General features: G+C 64.9%; 16 protein-coding genes and 1 tRNA gene. 10 read left to right on the top strand and 7 right to left on the bottom strand.

The annotated features are described in order from the left end of the window. Nucleotides 1-317: 317 nt before the first annotated feature. Together E5X34_RS03825 and E5X34_RS03830 are read left to right on the top strand one after the other, a co-directional pair. A complete protein-coding gene (locus tag E5X34_RS03825; protein WP_292561253.1) occupies nucleotides 318-2,183 on the top strand; it encodes a DUF882 domain-containing protein in 1,866 nt (621 codons plus the stop codon). An 82-nt stretch (nucleotides 2,184-2,265) separates the two neighbouring features. Further along, a tRNA-Gln gene (locus E5X34_RS03830) sits at nucleotides 2,266-2,339 on the top strand. Between the two features lie 92 nt (nucleotides 2,340-2,431). On the opposite strand, the gene E5X34_RS03835 is transcribed toward E5X34_RS03830, so the two are convergent. Continuing rightward, a complete protein-coding gene (locus E5X34_RS03835) occupies nucleotides 2,432-3,316 on the bottom strand; it encodes an AraC family transcriptional regulator (RefSeq protein ID WP_292561256.1) in 885 nt (294 codons plus the stop codon). Between the two features lie 172 nt (nucleotides 3,317-3,488). Here E5X34_RS03835 and E5X34_RS03840 point away from each other — a divergent pair, with 172 nt between their 5' ends. Then, the gene (locus E5X34_RS03840; RefSeq protein WP_292561259.1) at nucleotides 3,489-4,238 is read left to right on the top strand and encodes an SDR family NAD(P)-dependent oxidoreductase; all 750 of its coding nucleotides are present in this window, start codon (nucleotides 3,489-3,491) and stop codon (nucleotides 4,236-4,238) included. A 5-nt stretch (nucleotides 4,239-4,243) separates the two neighbouring features. Here E5X34_RS03840 and E5X34_RS03845 read toward each other — a convergent pair whose 3' ends face one another. Continuing rightward, on the bottom strand, nucleotides 4,244-4,882 hold the full coding sequence (locus tag E5X34_RS03845; RefSeq protein WP_292561262.1) for a 2-dehydro-3-deoxy-phosphogluconate aldolase: 639 nt from the start codon (nucleotides 4,880-4,882) through the stop codon (nucleotides 4,244-4,246). Between the two features lie 155 nt (nucleotides 4,883-5,037). Here E5X34_RS03845 and E5X34_RS03850 point away from each other — a divergent pair, with 155 nt between their 5' ends. The 3 genes from E5X34_RS03850 (at nucleotide 5,038) to E5X34_RS03860 (ending at nucleotide 7,817) form a co-directional block, all read left to right on the top strand. Beyond that, entirely contained in the window at nucleotides 5,038-5,967 is a 930-nt protein-coding gene (locus E5X34_RS03850) for a rhodanese-related sulfurtransferase (RefSeq protein WP_292561265.1), read from the top strand. A 116-nt stretch (nucleotides 5,968-6,083) separates the two neighbouring features. Continuing rightward, a complete protein-coding gene (locus E5X34_RS03855) occupies nucleotides 6,084-6,815 on the top strand; it encodes a tellurite resistance TerB family protein (RefSeq protein ID WP_127882712.1) in 732 nt (243 codons plus the stop codon). Nucleotides 6,816-7,055: 240 nt separating this feature from the next. Then, nucleotides 7,056-7,817, top strand: a complete 762-nt coding sequence (locus tag E5X34_RS03860) for an SDR family oxidoreductase (RefSeq protein WP_292561268.1) — start codon at nucleotides 7,056-7,058, stop codon at nucleotides 7,815-7,817. A 12-nt stretch (nucleotides 7,818-7,829) separates the two neighbouring features. On the opposite strand, the gene E5X34_RS03865 is transcribed toward E5X34_RS03860, so the two are convergent. Continuing rightward, the gene (locus E5X34_RS03865; protein WP_292561271.1) at nucleotides 7,830-9,014 is read right to left on the bottom strand and encodes a pyridoxal phosphate-dependent aminotransferase; all 1,185 of its coding nucleotides are present in this window, start codon (nucleotides 9,012-9,014) and stop codon (nucleotides 7,830-7,832) included. A gap of 82 nt (nucleotides 9,015-9,096) precedes the next feature. Here E5X34_RS03865 and E5X34_RS03870 point away from each other — a divergent pair, with 82 nt between their 5' ends. Genes E5X34_RS03870 through denD form a run of 4 tightly spaced genes read left to right on the top strand, consistent with a single transcriptional unit; the run spans nucleotide 9,097 to nucleotide 12,013 of the window. After that, nucleotides 9,097-9,783, top strand: coding sequence for a GNAT family protein (locus E5X34_RS03870; RefSeq protein ID WP_126059581.1), 687 nt, complete (start codon nucleotides 9,097-9,099; stop codon nucleotides 9,781-9,783). Nucleotides 9,784-9,796: 13 nt separating this feature from the next. After that, nucleotides 9,797-10,786 (top strand): cation diffusion facilitator family transporter, encoded by a 990-nt coding sequence (locus E5X34_RS03875; RefSeq protein WP_292561273.1) that lies wholly within the window; start codon nucleotides 9,797-9,799, stop codon nucleotides 10,784-10,786. Nucleotides 10,787-10,829: 43 nt separating this feature from the next. After that, a complete protein-coding gene (locus E5X34_RS03880) occupies nucleotides 10,830-11,036 on the top strand; it encodes a hypothetical protein (RefSeq protein ID WP_042640563.1) in 207 nt (68 codons plus the stop codon). A 2-nt stretch (nucleotides 11,037-11,038) separates the two neighbouring features. Then, on the top strand, nucleotides 11,039-12,013 hold the full coding sequence (gene denD, locus E5X34_RS03885; RefSeq protein ID WP_292561275.1) for a D-erythronate dehydrogenase: 975 nt from the start codon (nucleotides 11,039-11,041) through the stop codon (nucleotides 12,011-12,013). 35 nt (nucleotides 12,014-12,048) lie between these two features. Here denD and E5X34_RS03890 read toward each other — a convergent pair whose 3' ends face one another. The 4 genes from E5X34_RS03890 to E5X34_RS03905 form a co-directional block, all read right to left on the bottom strand. Continuing rightward, complete coding sequence (locus tag E5X34_RS03890; protein ID WP_292561631.1) at nucleotides 12,049-13,197, bottom strand: nickel/cobalt transporter; 1,149 nt, start codon at nucleotides 13,195-13,197, stop codon at nucleotides 12,049-12,051. A gap of 121 nt (nucleotides 13,198-13,318) precedes the next feature. Next, entirely contained in the window at nucleotides 13,319-13,987 is a 669-nt protein-coding gene (locus E5X34_RS03895) for a DUF1007 family protein (RefSeq protein WP_127864303.1), read from the bottom strand. 75 nt (nucleotides 13,988-14,062) lie between these two features. Continuing rightward, complete coding sequence (locus tag E5X34_RS03900) at nucleotides 14,063-14,965, bottom strand: LysR family transcriptional regulator (RefSeq protein ID WP_042640557.1); 903 nt, start codon at nucleotides 14,963-14,965, stop codon at nucleotides 14,063-14,065. Between the two features lie 2 nt (nucleotides 14,966-14,967). Continuing rightward, the gene (locus tag E5X34_RS03905) at nucleotides 14,968-16,164 is read right to left on the bottom strand and encodes an amidase (protein WP_292561277.1); all 1,197 of its coding nucleotides are present in this window, start codon (nucleotides 16,162-16,164) and stop codon (nucleotides 14,968-14,970) included. Nucleotides 16,165-16,424 lie beyond the last annotated feature (260 nt).

Genomic DNA, 16,424 nt, shown 5'->3' on the forward strand with positions numbered 1-16,424 from the left:
GAAAACGCAGGGTTTTCAGCGGTTGGCGTTGCCGAGGATCACGCATTAACGCTAACGGTAACAGATCGTGTTCTGGCCGGGGCCGGATTCTTGATCTAAACCAGCGGTTTACCACGAAATGCTGTGCATCATTTTTGACGGGATATCGCCACGGTGTTACCGCATTTCGGCTTCAATAAACGATGATTAACCATTAGGATCGATATTCGGATGTGAAAACCACGCATCCGTTTGGTCAAATCCGGGGACAAACGGCAGCCTGAAAGCCATTTGATTTGAACAAAGTCGAACGACACACAAACGGGCGGCATTTTCACATGAGCGTCTGGCCGAGGTGGCTGACGTTTGTGATTTTGGCTGTCGGGTTCCTGTCCGCGGCGATGTCGGGCGCCAGGGCTGAGGTTCGTACGCTCAAGCTCTATCACCTGCACACGCACGAGAAGGCCGAGATCGTCTACAAGCGCAATGGCCGCTACGATCCGGAAGGCTTGCGCAAGATCAACATCATCCTGCGCGACTGGCGCCGCAATGAGCCGACCAAGATGGATCCGCGGCTGCTCGACCTCGTCTGGGAAGCTTATCGCGAAGCGGGCGCGACCGACTACATCCAGGTGGTCTGCGGCTATCGTTCGCCGTCGACCAACGCGATGCTGCGCTCGCGCAGCCGCGGCGTCGCCGAGAAGAGCCAGCACATGCTCGGCAAGGCGATGGACTTTTACATCCCCGGCGTGCCGCTGAAGAAGCTGCGCAATATCGGCCTCAAGATGCAGGGTGGCGGTGTCGGATATTACCCGACCTCCGGTTCGCCTTTCGTCCATATGGATGTCGGCAATGTGCGCCATTGGCCGGGCATCAGCCGCCAGGAACTGGTCAGCCTGTTCCCGAACGGCAAGACGCTGCACGTGCCGAGCGACGGGCGCCCGCTGCCTGGCTATGAGCAGGCGCTGGCCGCCTACCAGGCGCGCAAGGGCGCGGGCACCCCGAACATCGAACTGGCCAGCGCCGGCGGCTCTACCAAGCGGTCCGGCGGATTGCTTGCCGCCTTGTTCGGCGGTGGCGCCGACGAGGCAGACGACGACGCCGATACCGGCGACAGCGGTGGTGCGCCCCAGGCGAAGGCCGTGAAGCAGGTTCAGGTCGCGAGCGCCGCGACGGCCCGCAATAGCAATCTCCCGGGTATCGCGATCGTTTCGCCGAAGGATGCCAAGCGCGCCAACATCCCGCAGATCGCGGATGACAGCGCCGACGATCAGCAGCAACCGGAGCAGGATACGCCCGAGACGATCATCGCCGCGCTGCCGCCCAAGGAAGTCCCGCTACCGGACTTCGCGCCGCGCCCGAAGGTCGATGTCGGCCAGCAGACGCCGCAGAACGTGCCGTTCGCCGTGGCGGATGCCTCGGCGACGACCGAGCAGGCGGTTTCGACCGCGCAGGCGCCCTTGCCTGACAAGGTTCCGTTCGGCGCTGCCAGCGCGGCCGAGGCCGCTGGCACCGATCCGGCGCAGGTGGCGGTCAACAACATCCCGCTTCCGACATGGCGCCCCGATCGCTCGACGCCGGCCGAGCTGGCATCGAAGGACAAGAACGTGCTTCTGGCGCTGGCCGAGACGGCTTCGCAGGACAAGAGCGCGACCGACGCGTTCTCCGTGCTGCCGACTGCCCGGCCGCAGCCCGGCAAGCAGGATGAGGTCAAGGCCGTTCTCGAACAGGCCAACGCGACCGTCGAGGCTGGCGGCGCCGGCGCCGAATACCAGCTTGCGTCGCTGACGCAGCCGGAGCCGCGCTCGGCGTTCAACGATCCGTCAGGGGCCGATGCTGCCTCGCCACGCCAGGCCATCGCCGCCCTTCCGGCCGGCAGCGATCCCACGAAGGCGATCGGCGCCGGCGTGAAGACGACGGCCAAGGAAGGCAGAGCTTCGCCCCGCGACCTCAAGCCGGGACCGAAGGCCGTGGTGGTGGCGGCAGCGCCGCAGGCCGCGCGCTGGGCGCTGGGCAGCGGCGTGAACATCGCCTCGGTTTCCGATCCGACGACGGCTCCGCGTTATGCCTACAACATCGTGCATACGCCGCCGAGCGAAGTGTACACGGCCGGCTTCCAAACGAGCGGCGAGATGCAAGATGCCAGCCGTTTCAGCGGCAATGCGGTCAAGTTCCTCTCGGTCGCCCGTTTCCAGACGAAATAGCCATTTGAGAGACACCGAAGAGAAGCCGCGCTGGACTTGAAGCGCGGCTTTTGTTTTTCATGTCTCGCCCAGACCGTCAGCCTCCCGCTTCGTCTAATGGTAGGACAGCGCCCTTTGAAGGCGTGAATCGTGGTTCGAATCCATGAGCGGGAACCAGTTCCTCGGTTGGCATCATCTGGCATTGCGCAAGCTGCATCGGCTTGACCTTCCCGTGAGGAGGTGGGCGCCCAGCCGGCGGGTTTTAATGTTCAGTCGATTTCGAGCGCGGCCGCTTCGCCCACAGCCAGAAGCCGTGCGGCGTCACGCGCCGGAGGCAGCCCGAACTGGCGCGCATATTCGCGGCTGAACTGGGAGGCGCTTTCGTAGCCGACGGTGAAAGCAACCTGCGCCGCGCTGCCCGGTTGGGCAATCAGCAGATGGCGCGCTTCCAAAAGGCGGAGCTGCTTCTGATACTGGATCGGGCTCATCGCGGTCGCCGCCTTGAAATGGCGATGAAAGGCGGCGTTGCTCATATGCGACAGCTTGGCCAGCCGCGTCACATCGATAGGCTCGTTGTAATGCGACCGGATCCAGGCGGTGGCGCGGCGGATCTGCGACAGGCGGCCATCGGCGCGCGCGAGCTGCCGCAGCTTTTCGCCCTGCGGGCCTTGCAGCAGGCGGAATGCGATCTCGCGTTCGAGCATGGGCGCCAGCACCGGAATCTCTTCCGGCCGATCGAGCAGCCGCAGCATCCGTCGCCAGGCGTCGAGCAAGTCGTCATCGGCCGTGTTGGTGACGAAGCTGTCGCCGCCTATCGCCGGTCGATGGTCGATAAGCAGCCCGGCGATCAGCTCGATATCGATGGCGAAGGCGAGAGCCATGTAGGGACAGGCTCTGCTGGCTTCGATCAACTGGCTGGTGGCGGGCGCCTCCACCGCGTAGACGAAATAGCTGCCGGCGCTGTAGGCAAGCGTGCGGTCGCCGATCAACACCGTTTTGGTCCCCTGCAGGACCAGAAGCGCGGTCGGCTGGCAGAGCTCGGGCAGCGGCGGCGTCGGAAGCTCGCTGCGGCCGATGGTGACGCGCGTAAGGGCCGTCTTTGTCCGCCGCCCCCGCGCATGGCGCCCGGCCATGGCGATCAATTCCTGCAGCATGTCACTCATCGTTCCAGCATTGCCGATCCATCGCGCCCAAGCAACCAAGCGAGGCGCTGACTCGCCCGCGAAGACACGAAGCTGAGAGGATTAGGCAAGAGGCTGAGAGCTTTTGGCGCGCGAAGCGAGCCGGTTCACGTCATCTCTGGGTCACCCAGTAGGAGACATGGACATGACGACGAGAAAGAACGCGCTGGTGACCGGCGCCAACAAGGGCATCGGCCGTGAGACCGTCCGGCGGCTGGCGGCACTGGACTACAAGGTGTGGCTCGGCGCGCGCGACGCCGAGCGTGGCGAGACCGCGGCACAGGCATTGCGTGATGAGGGGTTTGATGTCGAGTGGCTCGCGCTGGATGTCGCGAGCGACGATAGCGTGGCGGCCGCGGCCAAGACAGCCGCGGCGCGGATATCCAGCGTGGACGTGTTGGTCAACAATGCCGGCATCGCGCCCGGCTATGTCGAGGCGCTGGCGCCGGACGGCCGCTATCAGCGACCGCCGAGCCAGGAGGACATCGCGCACATGAAAGCCACCTATGACGTCAACGTCTTCGGGCCGGTGCGGGTCACGCGGGCATTCCTGCCGCTGCTCCAGACATCTCCCGCCGCCCGCATCGTCATGGTGAGCAGCTATCTCGGATCCCTGGCGCGCGCGTCCGGCAACAGCCAGTCACCCAACGTCATGGGCTATGGCAGCTCGAAGACCGCGCTCAACGCCATTTCGCTCGCCTTCGCCAGGGAACTCGCGCCACACGGCATCATGGTCAACGCAGCCGCTCCCGGCTACACCGCGACGGACCTCAATGCGCACAGAGGTGGCCGCACCGTGCAGCAGGCGGCCGAAATCATCGTGCGGCTGGCGACGCTGGAGCCGGGCGGGCCGACAGGCGGTTACTTCGATGAGAACGGCCCGCTGCCCTGGTGAGTAGATTACTTCTTGAGCTTGCTCGCTTCACGCGCCAGCGCTTCGATCTCGTCCCACTTGCCGGCCTTGATGAGATCGTCGGGCGCCACCCAGGAGCCGCCGACGCAGATGACGTTGGGCAGGCTCAGATAGTCCGCGGCGTTCCTGGCCGTGATGCCGCCGGTCGGGCAAAATTTCACGTCCGCCAGCGGCGAGGCGAAAGCTTTCAGCGACGCGATGCCGCCGGACTGCTCGGCCGGGAAGAATTTCAGGAAGCGCAGGCCAGCCTCGCGCGCGGCCATGATCTCGCCGGGCGTGATCACGCCGGGCAGCAGCGGCACGGGGCTGTCCTTGGCCGCGTCGAGAAGCTGGCTGGTGATGCCGGGGCTGACGATGAATTTCGAGCCGGCGCGGGCTGCTTCGTCGAACTGCCTGGCATCGAGGATGGTGCCGGCGCCGACGACCGCGTCCTCGACTTCGGCCGCGACGCGGCGGATCGCCTCCAGCGCGTCGGCGGTGCGCAGCGTGATCTCGATGGCCCGCAAACCGCCGCGCGACAAAGCGTGAGCGAGCGGCACGGCATCGGCGACATTGGCGATCTTGAGCACCGGGATGACCGGCTGACCGTTGAGGAGCGACAGGAGCTGTTCGGTCTTGCTGGTCATGTGCTGGTCTCCGTTTCTATGTTTTAAACCGATTAGCAGAAGGGTCCGTACAAGTCCACGAAGCCCGGCGTGTCGCGATGCCGCGCGGCGGATCGTGCGTCGCCTGAACTTCCTTTGCCTTGAAACCGCTTTGACCACAGTCTAGTGGCATGGCCATGACGACAACCAAGGAAATTCAGCCCATCCAGGTCGCCGCGCTTTACAAATTCGCGCGGCTCGAGGGATACGAGGCCCTGCGCGCGCCGCTCGCCGCCTTCTGTTGCGGGCGCGGCATCAAGGGCACACTGCTTCTGGCGCATGAAGGCATCAATGGCACCGTTGCCGGCAGCGAGGAAGCGATTGCCGCGCTTGTGGACCATCTGCAGGCCATCGAAGGCCTTGCCGGGCTGGAAGTCAAATACAGCAGCGCCGCCGAGATGCCGTTCCACCGCATGAAGGTGCGGCTGAAGCGCGAGATCGTCACCATGGGCGTCGAGGATATCGATCCGGCAACCAGCGCTGGCACCTATGTCGCGCCAGCCGATTGGAATGCGCTGATCTCGGACGCCGACACCGTCGTCATCGACACGCGCAACGCCTATGAAGTCTCGCTCGGCACGTTCAAGGGAGCGGTCGACCCGAGGACCTCCAGCTTCCGCGAGTTCCCGGCCTGGGTGGAAGAGCACCGTGAAGAGCTTGAAGGCCGCAAGTTGGCGATGTTCTGCACCGGCGGCATTCGCTGCGAGAAGGCGACGGCCTATGTGAAGTCGCTCGGCCTCAAGAACGTCTTCCATCTCAAGGGCGGTATCCTGAAATACCTCGAAGAGGTAACGGCAGAGGAGAGCCTGTGGCAGGGCGAATGTTTCGTCTTCGACGAGCGGGTATCCGTCTCGCATGGCCTGACCGAGGGCGAGGCGGAACTCTGCCGCGCCTGCCGGCATCCGCTGACGGTCGAGGACCGGCTGTCGCCGAAATACGCAATCGGCGTTTCATGCCCGCATTGCTTCGAAACGCGGTCCGATGCGGACCGCGAGCGCTATGCCGAACGTCACCGTCAGGTCGAACTTGCGCAGGCGCGCGGCGGCAAGCGCCATATCGGCAGCTAGAGCGGCCTGCGACCGAAAGGCTGGTCGTCATTGTAATGTCAAAGCGCGGGGCCTACCTCTTGCCGGTCCGAAACCTTGCCCGCGCGCATTCGGCCGGGCCAATTCTGGAGGCATTGATGCTCGACCCCAAGAAGCTGCTCGACGACCTTCTCGGCTCGCAAGTTCCCGGTACGGGCTCGACCGTCCGCGACAAGGCGGGGCAGGCGGTGCAGATGGCGAAGGACAATCCGCTGGCTGCCGGGGCGCTTGCCGCCGTGCTGCTCGGCACCGGCACCGGACGGCAGGTGACGGGCGCGGCCATCAAGCTCGGCGGCCTGGCGGCGATCGGCGGCCTCGCCTACAAGGCCTATCAGAATTACAAGGCCGGCAACGAGCCGGCGCAGGCGCCCGCGTCCGCCGAGCCTGAACTGCTGCCGCCGCCGGCCGATACCGCTTTCGATCCCGCACAGGCGCCGCAAGGCGAGGCCGAGTTCACGCTGACGCTGGTCAGGGCGATGATCTCGGCGGCGAAGGCCGATGGCCATATCGACGACGAAGAGCGCAAGAAGATCGCCGACAAGCTCAAGCTCGCCGGCATCGGCGCGGAAGCGGAAAAGTTCCTGCTTGCCGAGCTCGAAAGGCCACTCGATCTCGACACGCTGGTCGCCGGCGCCAAGACCGATGCACAGAAGCTGGAACTCTACACCGCCTCGCGTCTGACCATCGATCCCGACACACGCGCCGAGCGCGGCTATCTCGACCTGCTCGCCGGCCGGCTCGGCCTGCCGGATGCCCTGGTCGATCATGTCGAGGCGACTGTCTCGGCGGCCAAGGTGCCGGCCGGCAGCGCGCCTAACTCGCCGTGGTGAACCGCGTTGGTAAACGCCGCTGCGCACCGCCGTGCCGCCCGTTAATCCCTCGTTAACTCAGCAAGCGCATCATTCTAATCAGTCGGACCGGCTTTTCCTCCTCCCAAGCGCGGTTCAGATCGGGGCGGTCGCCAATGGCCGCCCTTTTTGTTGGCCTCTTGTTTGTCGCCAATAGCGGCTTGCCATGATCCCCGGCATTTGCGATGCCACGTCTTTCCGAGCATGACCGGGAGGACGACGATGACCGCCATAGCAGAGAAGACCGCCATCGTTACCGGAGCCGGCACCGGCATCGGCAAGAGCGTCGCCACGGCGCTGCTCCAGGCAGGCTGGAACACGGTGTTCTGCGGCCGGCGCAAGACGGTGCTGGAGGAGGCGATCGCCGATGCGGGAAAGACGCAGGCCAAGGCATTGGCCGTCGCCTGCGACATCAGCAAGGCGGCGGAAGTCGATGACATGTTCGAGACTGTGCTCGAGGCCTTCGGCCGTGTCGACCTGCTCTTCAACAATGCCGGCATGGGCTACAAGTCGACGCTGATCGACGAGATCCCGGTCGAGGTCTGGAACGATGTCGTCGGCGTCAATCTCACCGGCTCGTTCCTGTGCGCGCGCGCCGCCTTCGGCGCCATGCGGAGGCAGAAGCCGATGGGCGGCCGTATCATCAACAACGGCTCGGTTTCGGCCTATGCGCCGCGCCCGGGTTCCGCGCCCTATACGGCGACCAAGCACGCCATCACCGGTCTCACCAAGACGCTGGCGCTCGATGGCCGGCCCTTCGACATCGCCTGCGGCCAGATCGATATCGGCAATGCGCTGACCGAGATGGCGCAGCCGATGACGGTGGGCGTGCCGCAGGCCAATGGCTCGATCGCCGCCGAGGCGGTGATGGACGTGCAACGCGTCGCCGACGCGGTGCTGCATATGGCCAGCCTGCCGCTCGACGCCAACGTGCTGTTCATGACGGTGATGGCGACGAAGATGCCGTTTGTCGGGCGCGGATAAGCGCCTGACAGCTCACTTCTTCAGAAACGCCTCGATCCGTTCCAGCGCGCGCAGGATGTTCTCCTCGGAATTGGCGTAGGAAAGCCGGATATAGCCTTCGCCGAGCACGCCGAAATCGGGGCCGCCGATGAGCGCCACGCCGGCATCCTCCAGCAACGCCGAGGCGAGCTTCTTGGCCTTCCAGCCGGTCTTCGAGACATTCGGGAAGGCGTAGAAGGCGCCCTTCGGCGTGATGCAGGAGATGCCGGGGAGCGCGTTCAGGCCCTCGACGACGATCTTCCTGCGGTTGTCGAAGGCGCGCATCATCTTCTCGACATCGTCCTGTGGGCCGTCGATCGCGGCGATGCCGGCGAACTGGCTCGGCGCGTTGACGCAGGACCAGCAATTGACCGCGAGCTTGCGCACCTTGTCGTAGAGATGGGCGCCTTTGTCGCCGTTCGGCCAGATCGACCAGCCCATCCGCCAGCCGGTCATCGCCCAGGTCTTCGACCAGCCGTTGAGCACGATCAGCCGGTCGCGGATTTCGGGGAAGTTGAGCAGGGAGCAGTGCTTCTCGCCGTCATAGGTCATGACGTCGTAGATCTCGTCGGACATGACGGCGACCTCAGGATGCTTCTCCAGGCCCTTGACCAGCTTCTCGATCTCGGCGCGCGGCGTGACGCCGCCGGTCGGATTGGCGGGTGAGTTGAGGATGAGCAGCCTGGTCCGGGGCGTGATCAGGGCCAGGGTCTCGTCGGCCGAGAAGGCAAAGCCGTTCTCCTCGCGGATCGGCACCGGCACCGGCGTGGCGCCGGTGAACTCGATCATCGAGCGGTAGATCGGAAAGCCGGGATCTGGATAGAGGATCTCAGTGCCCGGTTCGCCGAACATCAGGATCGCGGCGAACATGGTCGGCTTGCCGCCGGGCAGGATCATCACATTCTCCGGCGAGACCTCGACGCCGGTGGTGGTCAGCGTGCGGCGCACGACCGCCTCGCGGGTGGCGAGCAGGCCGTTGGCCGGCGTGTAGCCGTGGTGGCCGTCGCGCAGCGCCTTGATCGCCGCCTCGACGATGTGCTGCGGCGTCTTGAAGTCGGGCTGGCCGATGCCGAGGTTGACGATGTCGCGCCCCTGATGGGCAAGCGCGGTGGCCCTGGCCAGCACCGCAAAGGCGTTTTCCTCGCCAAGACGGTCGAAGGCCGCGATCGTGTGGAGCATTTTTCCCGTCCCTGTGGTTCTTTCTGTGAGCGAGCGTTTTTGTGACCGTCCGCTGGGAAAAGTCAACGGATTGGAGGGGTCGGTGTCGGAAGATCTGAAGAATTGGCAACCGCGCCCGCGGCCGGAGCGCAAGGCGATCGAGGGACGCACCGTCCGGCTCGAGCCGCTGAGCGCGGCAAAGCACGGCGACGGCCTCTACGAGGCCTCCTCGGTTTCCGATGTCGGTGGACGTTTCGCCTGGCTGCCCGACTACCCGCCGGAGACGCGTGCAGCCTTCCAGCCCTGGCTCGACAAGGCGGAAGCCAGCGAGGATCCGCTGTTCTTCACCGTCATCGACAAGGCGAGCGGCAAGATCGCCGGGCGCCAGACGCTGATGCGCATCGACGCCGCCAACGGCGTCGGTGAAATCGGCAACATCTATTGGGGTCCGCTGATCTCGCGCAAGCCGGCGGCGACCGAGGCGCAGTTCCTGTTTGCGAAATATCTCTTCGACGATCTCGGCTACCGCCGCTACGAGTGGAAATGCAACAACCGCAACGAGCCTTCGAAGCGCGCCGCCGAGCGCTTCGGCTTCAAGTTCGAAGGCATCTTCCGCCAGCACCTTGTGGTCAAAGGTGAAAACCGCGATACGGCGTGGTATTCGATCATCGACAAGGAGTGGCCGGCCTTGCGCAAGGCCTATGAAGGCTGGCTCGATCCAGCGAATTTCGATGACGAAGGCGGCCAGAAGCGGCGGCTTGAGGATTTTCGCGCCGACTTCGGAGCGTAACAGGAGTTTGACGATGGCGCACGGCTCGCACGATCACGGTTCCGCCGGTCATAGCCATGGCGCTGGGCATGTGCATGGCTCGACCGACAAGAAACGGGTGCTGGTCGCGGCCTGCCTGACCGGCGGCTTCATGGTCGCCGAGGCGCTCGGCGGTCTGCTCACCGGATCGCTGGCGCTGCTCGCGGACGCCGGCCATATGCTTGCCGATTCGATCGCGCTCGGCTTAGCCTGGTATGCCTTCCATCTCGCCGGACGCCCGGCCACCGGCCGTCTGACCTATGGTTTCGGCCGGGTGAAGACGCTGGTCGCCTACACCAACGGCATCGCCATCTTCGTCATCGCGCTGTGGATCGTCTACGAGGCCTGGGGGCGGCTGATGAACCCGGCGCCCGTGCTTGGCGGGCCGATGCTGGTCGTGGCGGTGGCGGGCCTGCTGGTCAACATCGCCTCCTTCTTCGTGCTGCATGGCGGCGACCGCGAGAGCCTGAATATGCGCGGCGCGATCCTGCATGTGCTGGGCGACCTGCTGGGCTCCGCCGCGGCAATCGCGGCAGCCCTCATCATCCTGGCAACCGGCTGGACGCCGATCGATCCTATCCTTTCCGTCCTTGTGTCGCTGCTGATCCTGTCGACGGCATGGTCGCTGATGCGCGAGGCGGCGCATGTCCTGCTCGAAGGGGTGCCGGCAAGCCTCGACCGCGACGTGATCGCCAAGGACATCGAAAGCGCGGTCAAGGGCGTGCGCGAGGTGCATCATATGCATGTCTGGTCGCTCGACGGAACCTCCAACATGGCGACGCTGCATGCCTGCTTGAATGACGGCGTCGATCCGCATGTAGCGGTGAGCGCAATCAAGAAACGGCTTGCCGCCAAGCACGGCATCGATCATGCCACCGTCGAACCGGAATTCGGGCTATGCGCCGACAGTCATGATGAGCATGGCCATCACCATGATCACGATCATACGCATGGCGCGCCTGCCGATCGCCGGCACTATCACTGATCAGGATTATGCCTAACAGCCTCGAAGCCAGGAAAGCCTGCTGATGGATCGTGACACACGCAACGCGGCGATTGCCGCGGCTGTGATACTGCTCGTGTTCGGTCTCGCCGCGTATTTCCTGCCGGCCATCATGCTGGCCGCGGGCAAGGTATCGACCATCCTGGCGGCCGTCATCGCGGTGGTCTTCATGGTCGGGCTGTTCGTCGTCCTATGGCTGCGCGGACGCAGCCAACGCAAGAAAGGTCTCTGAAGATGAGAATTCTGATCACGGGCGCGGCCGGCATGGTGGGCCGCAAGCTTATAGCGCGGCTGGCCAGGGACGGCGCCTTGGGCGGGCGCAAGATCACGGCGCTCGACCTGCATGACATCGTGGCGCCGCAGCCGCCGGCGCTCACAGGCGTCGATGTCTCGATCCACACCGGCGATCTATCCGCGCCCGGCGCCATGGCGGCCCTCGTGGCTCCGCGCCCGGACGTGATCTTCCACCTGGCGGGCATCGTCTCGGGCGAGGCTGAGGCCAATTTCGATCTCGGCTACCGGGTCAATCTCGACGGCACGCGGGCGCTGTTCGACGCGGTGCGGCTGGCGGCCTTCGCGCCGCGCCTTGTGTTCACCTCGTCGATCGCGGTCTTCGGCGCGCCGTTCCCGGATGTCATTCCGGACGAATTCCATCCGACGCCGCTCACCTCATACGGCACGCAGAAGCAGATGAGCGAAGCGCTGCTCGCCGACTACACACGGCGCGGCTTCTTCGACGGCATCGGCATCCGGCTGCCGACGATCTGCGTGCGCCCCGGCAAGCCGAACAAGGCGGCGTCCAGCTTCTTCTCCGGCATCATCCGCGAGCCGCTCGCCGGGCAGGAGGCGATCCTGCCGGTGCCGCGCTCGGTGCTGCACACCCATGCCAGCCCGCGCTCGGCGGTGAATTTCCTCATCCATGCGGCCGAAATCGACGGCGACAAGGTCGGACCGCGCCGCAACCTCACCATGCCCGGTGTCGCCGTCACCGTCGGCGAGCAGATCGAGGCGCTGGAGCGCATTGCCGGCGCCGAAGTCGCGAAGCGGATCCGCGAGCAACCCGACGAGACCATCTGGGCAATCGTCAAAGGCTGGCCGACACGGTTCGAGGCAAGGCGGGCGCGGGAGCTCGGCTTTGCCGCCGAGAAGAACTTCGACGAGATCATCCAAGCTCATATCGAAGATGAGCTCGACGGGAAGATAGCGTAGCGGCCGTCCAGCGTTGGGGCGGCGAAAATCGGCGGTCAGGCGCCGCCCGACAGGCTGGCCGACAGAAGCAGTAGGCCGACCAGGAAGATGAAGGCGGCGCCGCCGATCTCGACGATGGAATGGATGCGGTTGCCGATGCGGCCGTCGCCGGCGAAATAGACCGCCCAGTTCTTGGCCAGCACGGCGATCGTCGCCAGCGCCGAGACGGTGATCGCGGTGCCGATCGACATCGCTAGCACCGACAGCAGCCCGCCCAGCCAAAGTCCGTTGAGCAGCGCGAAGCTCAGCACGATCAGCGCGCCGGAGCAGGGGCGGATGCCGACGGCGGCCACCGCCGACCAGGCGGTCTTCCAGTCGAAGCGGTCGCCCGACAGCATCACCGGATCCGGCGCATGCGAATGCCCGCAGGTCTCGCAGACCTCACCCGGGCCATGGTCGTGCGCGCCATGATCGTGGCCATGCGAGTGGTCGTGATGATCGTGATCATGATCGTCATGCACATGCAGCGCTTGGGAATGCCCGTGGGCATGCGCATGGGAATGGCCGGCATGGGAATGCGCATGAGCGTGAGCGTGGGAATGCCCGCCATGCGAATGGCCGGAATGGGCGGCCGACAGGCTGTAGGCGGGCGTCCTGCCGAAGAGGCGCAGCACCGATGGGCCGAGCTTGCGCCAAAGCAGCCAGGCGCCGAACAAGGTGACCAGCACAAAGCTGGAAATTTCGAGGAACCAGGCGGCGTCGGTCATCGAGATCGCGGTGCCGCGCAGCACGAAATAGGCAAGCATCATGACCACCACCGCCGTCAGGCCCTGCAGCAGCGCGGAGACGAAGGAAAGCAGGATGCCGCGCCTCAGCGCCACTTCGTTGGCGACCATGTAGGACGAGATCACCGCCTTGCCGTGGCCGGGGCCGGCGGCATGGAAGATGCCATAGGCGAAGGACAGGCCGATCAGCAGCCAGAGCTTGCTGCCGTCCTGGCGCATCGCCTTCATGGCCGCCGCCAGCGAATGGTAGAATTCCTGCTGCCTGAGATTGATCCACATCAGGATATGGGCGAACGGGCCAGTGGTGGTCGGCGCCATGCCGTCATTGGTGCCGATGCCGAGCGAGCTTTGTGCATGCGCGGCGCCGGGCAGGTGGGCGATCACCAAGGTGGCGGCCAGCAGGCCAAGCGCCAGGCGCATATTCGTGGGATGCCCCACGAATGTGCGCCTGGATTCCCTTGTCTGTCGCAGGTTCCGATCGCAAAACCGTGGGACACTTTTGCGGAACCTGCTTGCGCGCAACGACGGTTTCATCACCAAATCATCCTTCCGGCGGGCAGTCCAATTCGAGCTTGGTGGCGAAGATCTTGCTCATGTCGGTGCCTGTCGGATCGTTGAAGAACGCGTCCGTCAGGGTCTTCTGGTTTTCCTTGATCGCCTCGTCCGGATCCGGACGGATGACCTTCTTGGCGCAGGTCGAGGGCAGGCCTTCGACGGTGAGGTTGGCGTCGTCGGTGAAGTCGATCGCGGTGTAGAAGGTCGGATCGTAGACACCGATGTCGATCTTGCCGGCAAGCTTGATCGGCGTCTTGGGCTGCGACTCGAAGAGGATGATCAACTGGTCGTTGTCGAAATTCGCCATCAGATGCGGCGGCGGCACCATGGGCACGTCCTTGCCGTCCTGGGTGACGAGCTGGAAGTAGTTGAACTCGGCCAGCGAGGAATGGACGGTGTCGGCGACTTCCTTGAGCTCTTTGTCGTCAAGCTTCAGATCGGAGTTCTTGTCGAACTCCATCATCACTGTACTCGAGAACAGGTCGTCGAAGCGCCAAAGGTGGCGCAGCGCCGTCACACTTTGGTGATCCTGGCTGAGTATGACGTCGAGCCGGGCTTCTGCGAAGACATGCGGATGGACTTCAGCCTGCTCGACCGAGGCCAATGTGGCCGCAAGGGCCGAAGCCAGCATGGTTGCTTGCCGTTTCAGATGCATTCCGTGCCGCGATTCCATTGACTTCTAGAGCGCGCCCGAGAGTTAGCAGAAAGGGGGCGAAATTGGGACGCTTGCTCAGGCGCCCGTGTCGCGCGTCCTGAACCAGTGCACCAGGAAGTCGACAAAGACCCTTACCTTGGCCGGCAGATAGCGGCGGTGCGGGTAGACGGCGAAGATGCCGGTGCCGGCCAGGATGCGATCGTCGAGCGCGGTGACCAGCTTGCCGGACGCGAGGTCGGGGGCGGCGATGAAATCGGGCAGCATGGCAAAGCCGAGGCCGGAGAGCGCGGCGGCTCTCGCCACGATCGGGCTGTTGACCTCGATAGGCCCTGAAACGGCGACGCTGATGGATTCCTCGCCTTCGCCCTTGAAGCGCCAGTTGGCCAGCGAGCGGCCGTTGGTGTCGACGATGCAAGGCAGGTTGGCGAGATCTTGCGGGCGCGTCGGCGCGCCATGCTTGGCGATCAGCTCCGGCGACGCGCACAGCCTGACCGAGAACGGCGCCAGCCGCCTGGCGATCAGCGAGGAGTTCTCCAGCCGCGAGATGCGCACGGCAAGGTCAAAGCCTTCCTCGACAAGGTCGACGAAGCGGTCGTCGAGATGGATGTCGAGCACGATGTCGGGATGCTGCCTGGCGAAGTCGACCAGCGATTGGCCGATCGGCGCGTCGGCGAAGGTGCGGGCGGCAGAGAGCTTGATCCTGCCGCGCACGTCGCCGGAAGACTGGCGCACCGCCTCGGCGAGGCTGTCGACCTCGCGCACGATCTCCGAGGCGCGCTGATAATAGGTGTGGCCGGCCTCGGTCAGCGAGAACTGGCGCGTGGTGCGGTTCAAGAGCAGCGCGCCGAGCTCGTCCTCCAGCTCGCGCACATATTTCGACAACAGCGCCTTGGAGCGGCCGATCTTGCGCGCCGCGGCCGAAAAGCCTTCCGCCTCGACCACGTCGATGAAGGCGCGCATGCGGGTCAATGTATCCATGGTCAGACCTTTCGTGCCGCGTCGAGAATCTTGCGGCCGAGCCGTATCAGGGCAACGTCGCTGCCGGAAGGCCCAAGCAGCGACAGGCCGAAGGGCGCGCCGTCGACGGAGCCGATCGGCAAGGTGATCTGCGGAAAACCCGAAAGACCCGAAAGGCATAAGAGATGCAGCGCCCTTTCGCGGTAGGTCTGGAACTGTTCCGGGGTGCTGGCGGCGAGCGGCGCCGCGCCGGGAACGGTGGGCAGGACGAGAAAGCCGTTATTGCCAAGCAGGGCACCGAGCTCGACCCGGAAAGCCAGACGCCGCACCGCTTCGGCGGCGACAGTTTTGGCGTCTATGGTGCTGCCGAAGGCAAAACGCTCCTCGACCACCGGGCTGAGGCGACCGCCGGCCGAAATCCACGGGCCATGCTCACGCCAGGCCTCGAAGGCCTGCAGGCGGCGAAAGCACCAGTAAAGCTCGTCGGGGAGCGAGGCGAAGGCGTATTCGGTCTCCACGGGCTGGCCTATGACAGAGGCGGCCAGCGCCTTCATGCGCGCATATTGCGCAGCCTCCGCCGGACCCATGACGAAGGCGTCCAGCCAGCGGATCGACAGCGGGCGATTGAGCGGGTGCCGATGCGGGTCGCGGCCGAGCAGAAGCTTGCCGACCGCCTCATAGGTCTCGATGCCGTCGGCGAACCAGCCGAACGTGTCAAAGCTCGATGCCAGCTTCATCGCCCCGTCGAGCGAGATGCGGCCATGGGTGGTGCGTAGCCCGATCAGGCCGCAGAAGCTCGCCGGCGCGCGGATCGAGCCGCCGGTGTCGGAGCCGGTGGCGATGTTCGCCAGCCCACCGGCTACCGCGGCCGCCGAGCCGGAAGAGGAGCCGCCGGTGACGCGATCGGGCGCGGCGGGATTGACCGGGTATGGGAAATGCGCGTTCTGGCCGAACAGCGAGAAGGCCAGCTCGTCGGTCTGGGTCTTGCCGACGAATCGCGCGCCGGCATCGAGGATGGCCTGCACAGCTTGCGCCGTGCGCGAGGCGGCATGCGCCTCCTCGTATTTCTGCGGGTTGCCGCAGCCGGTGCGGTAGCCGGCGACGTCATAGATGTCCTTGACCGCCACGCGCAGGCCGGCGAGCGGGCCCAATTCCGCATTCGCCACAGGCATTTGGCGCAGATCGAGGAAGGCGTTCAGCGGTCCTTGAGTTCCTGGCATCGTTCGATTTCCGGATACGGTCGGACAAACATTGTTCGATGCCAGAAATTTTACAACCTGGGCTTACGATTTTTATTGATTGTGAAACCCTTCGCTCCTATATCGCGCTTGCCCAAAGTCGCACGTGCCTGTGGGTGTCCGCCGATCCTCGAATGGTGAGGGCAATCGGTAAGGTAACTGGAGCCAACCCCTCCAGTCGGTCAGTGGCCAACCACAAGACCGAGGACACCTTGAAGCAACGACGGTGCGGGCCTTTCTGG

Source organism: Mesorhizobium sp., assembly GCF_004963255.1.
Lineage (GTDB): Bacteria > Pseudomonadota > Alphaproteobacteria > Rhizobiales > Rhizobiaceae > Mesorhizobium.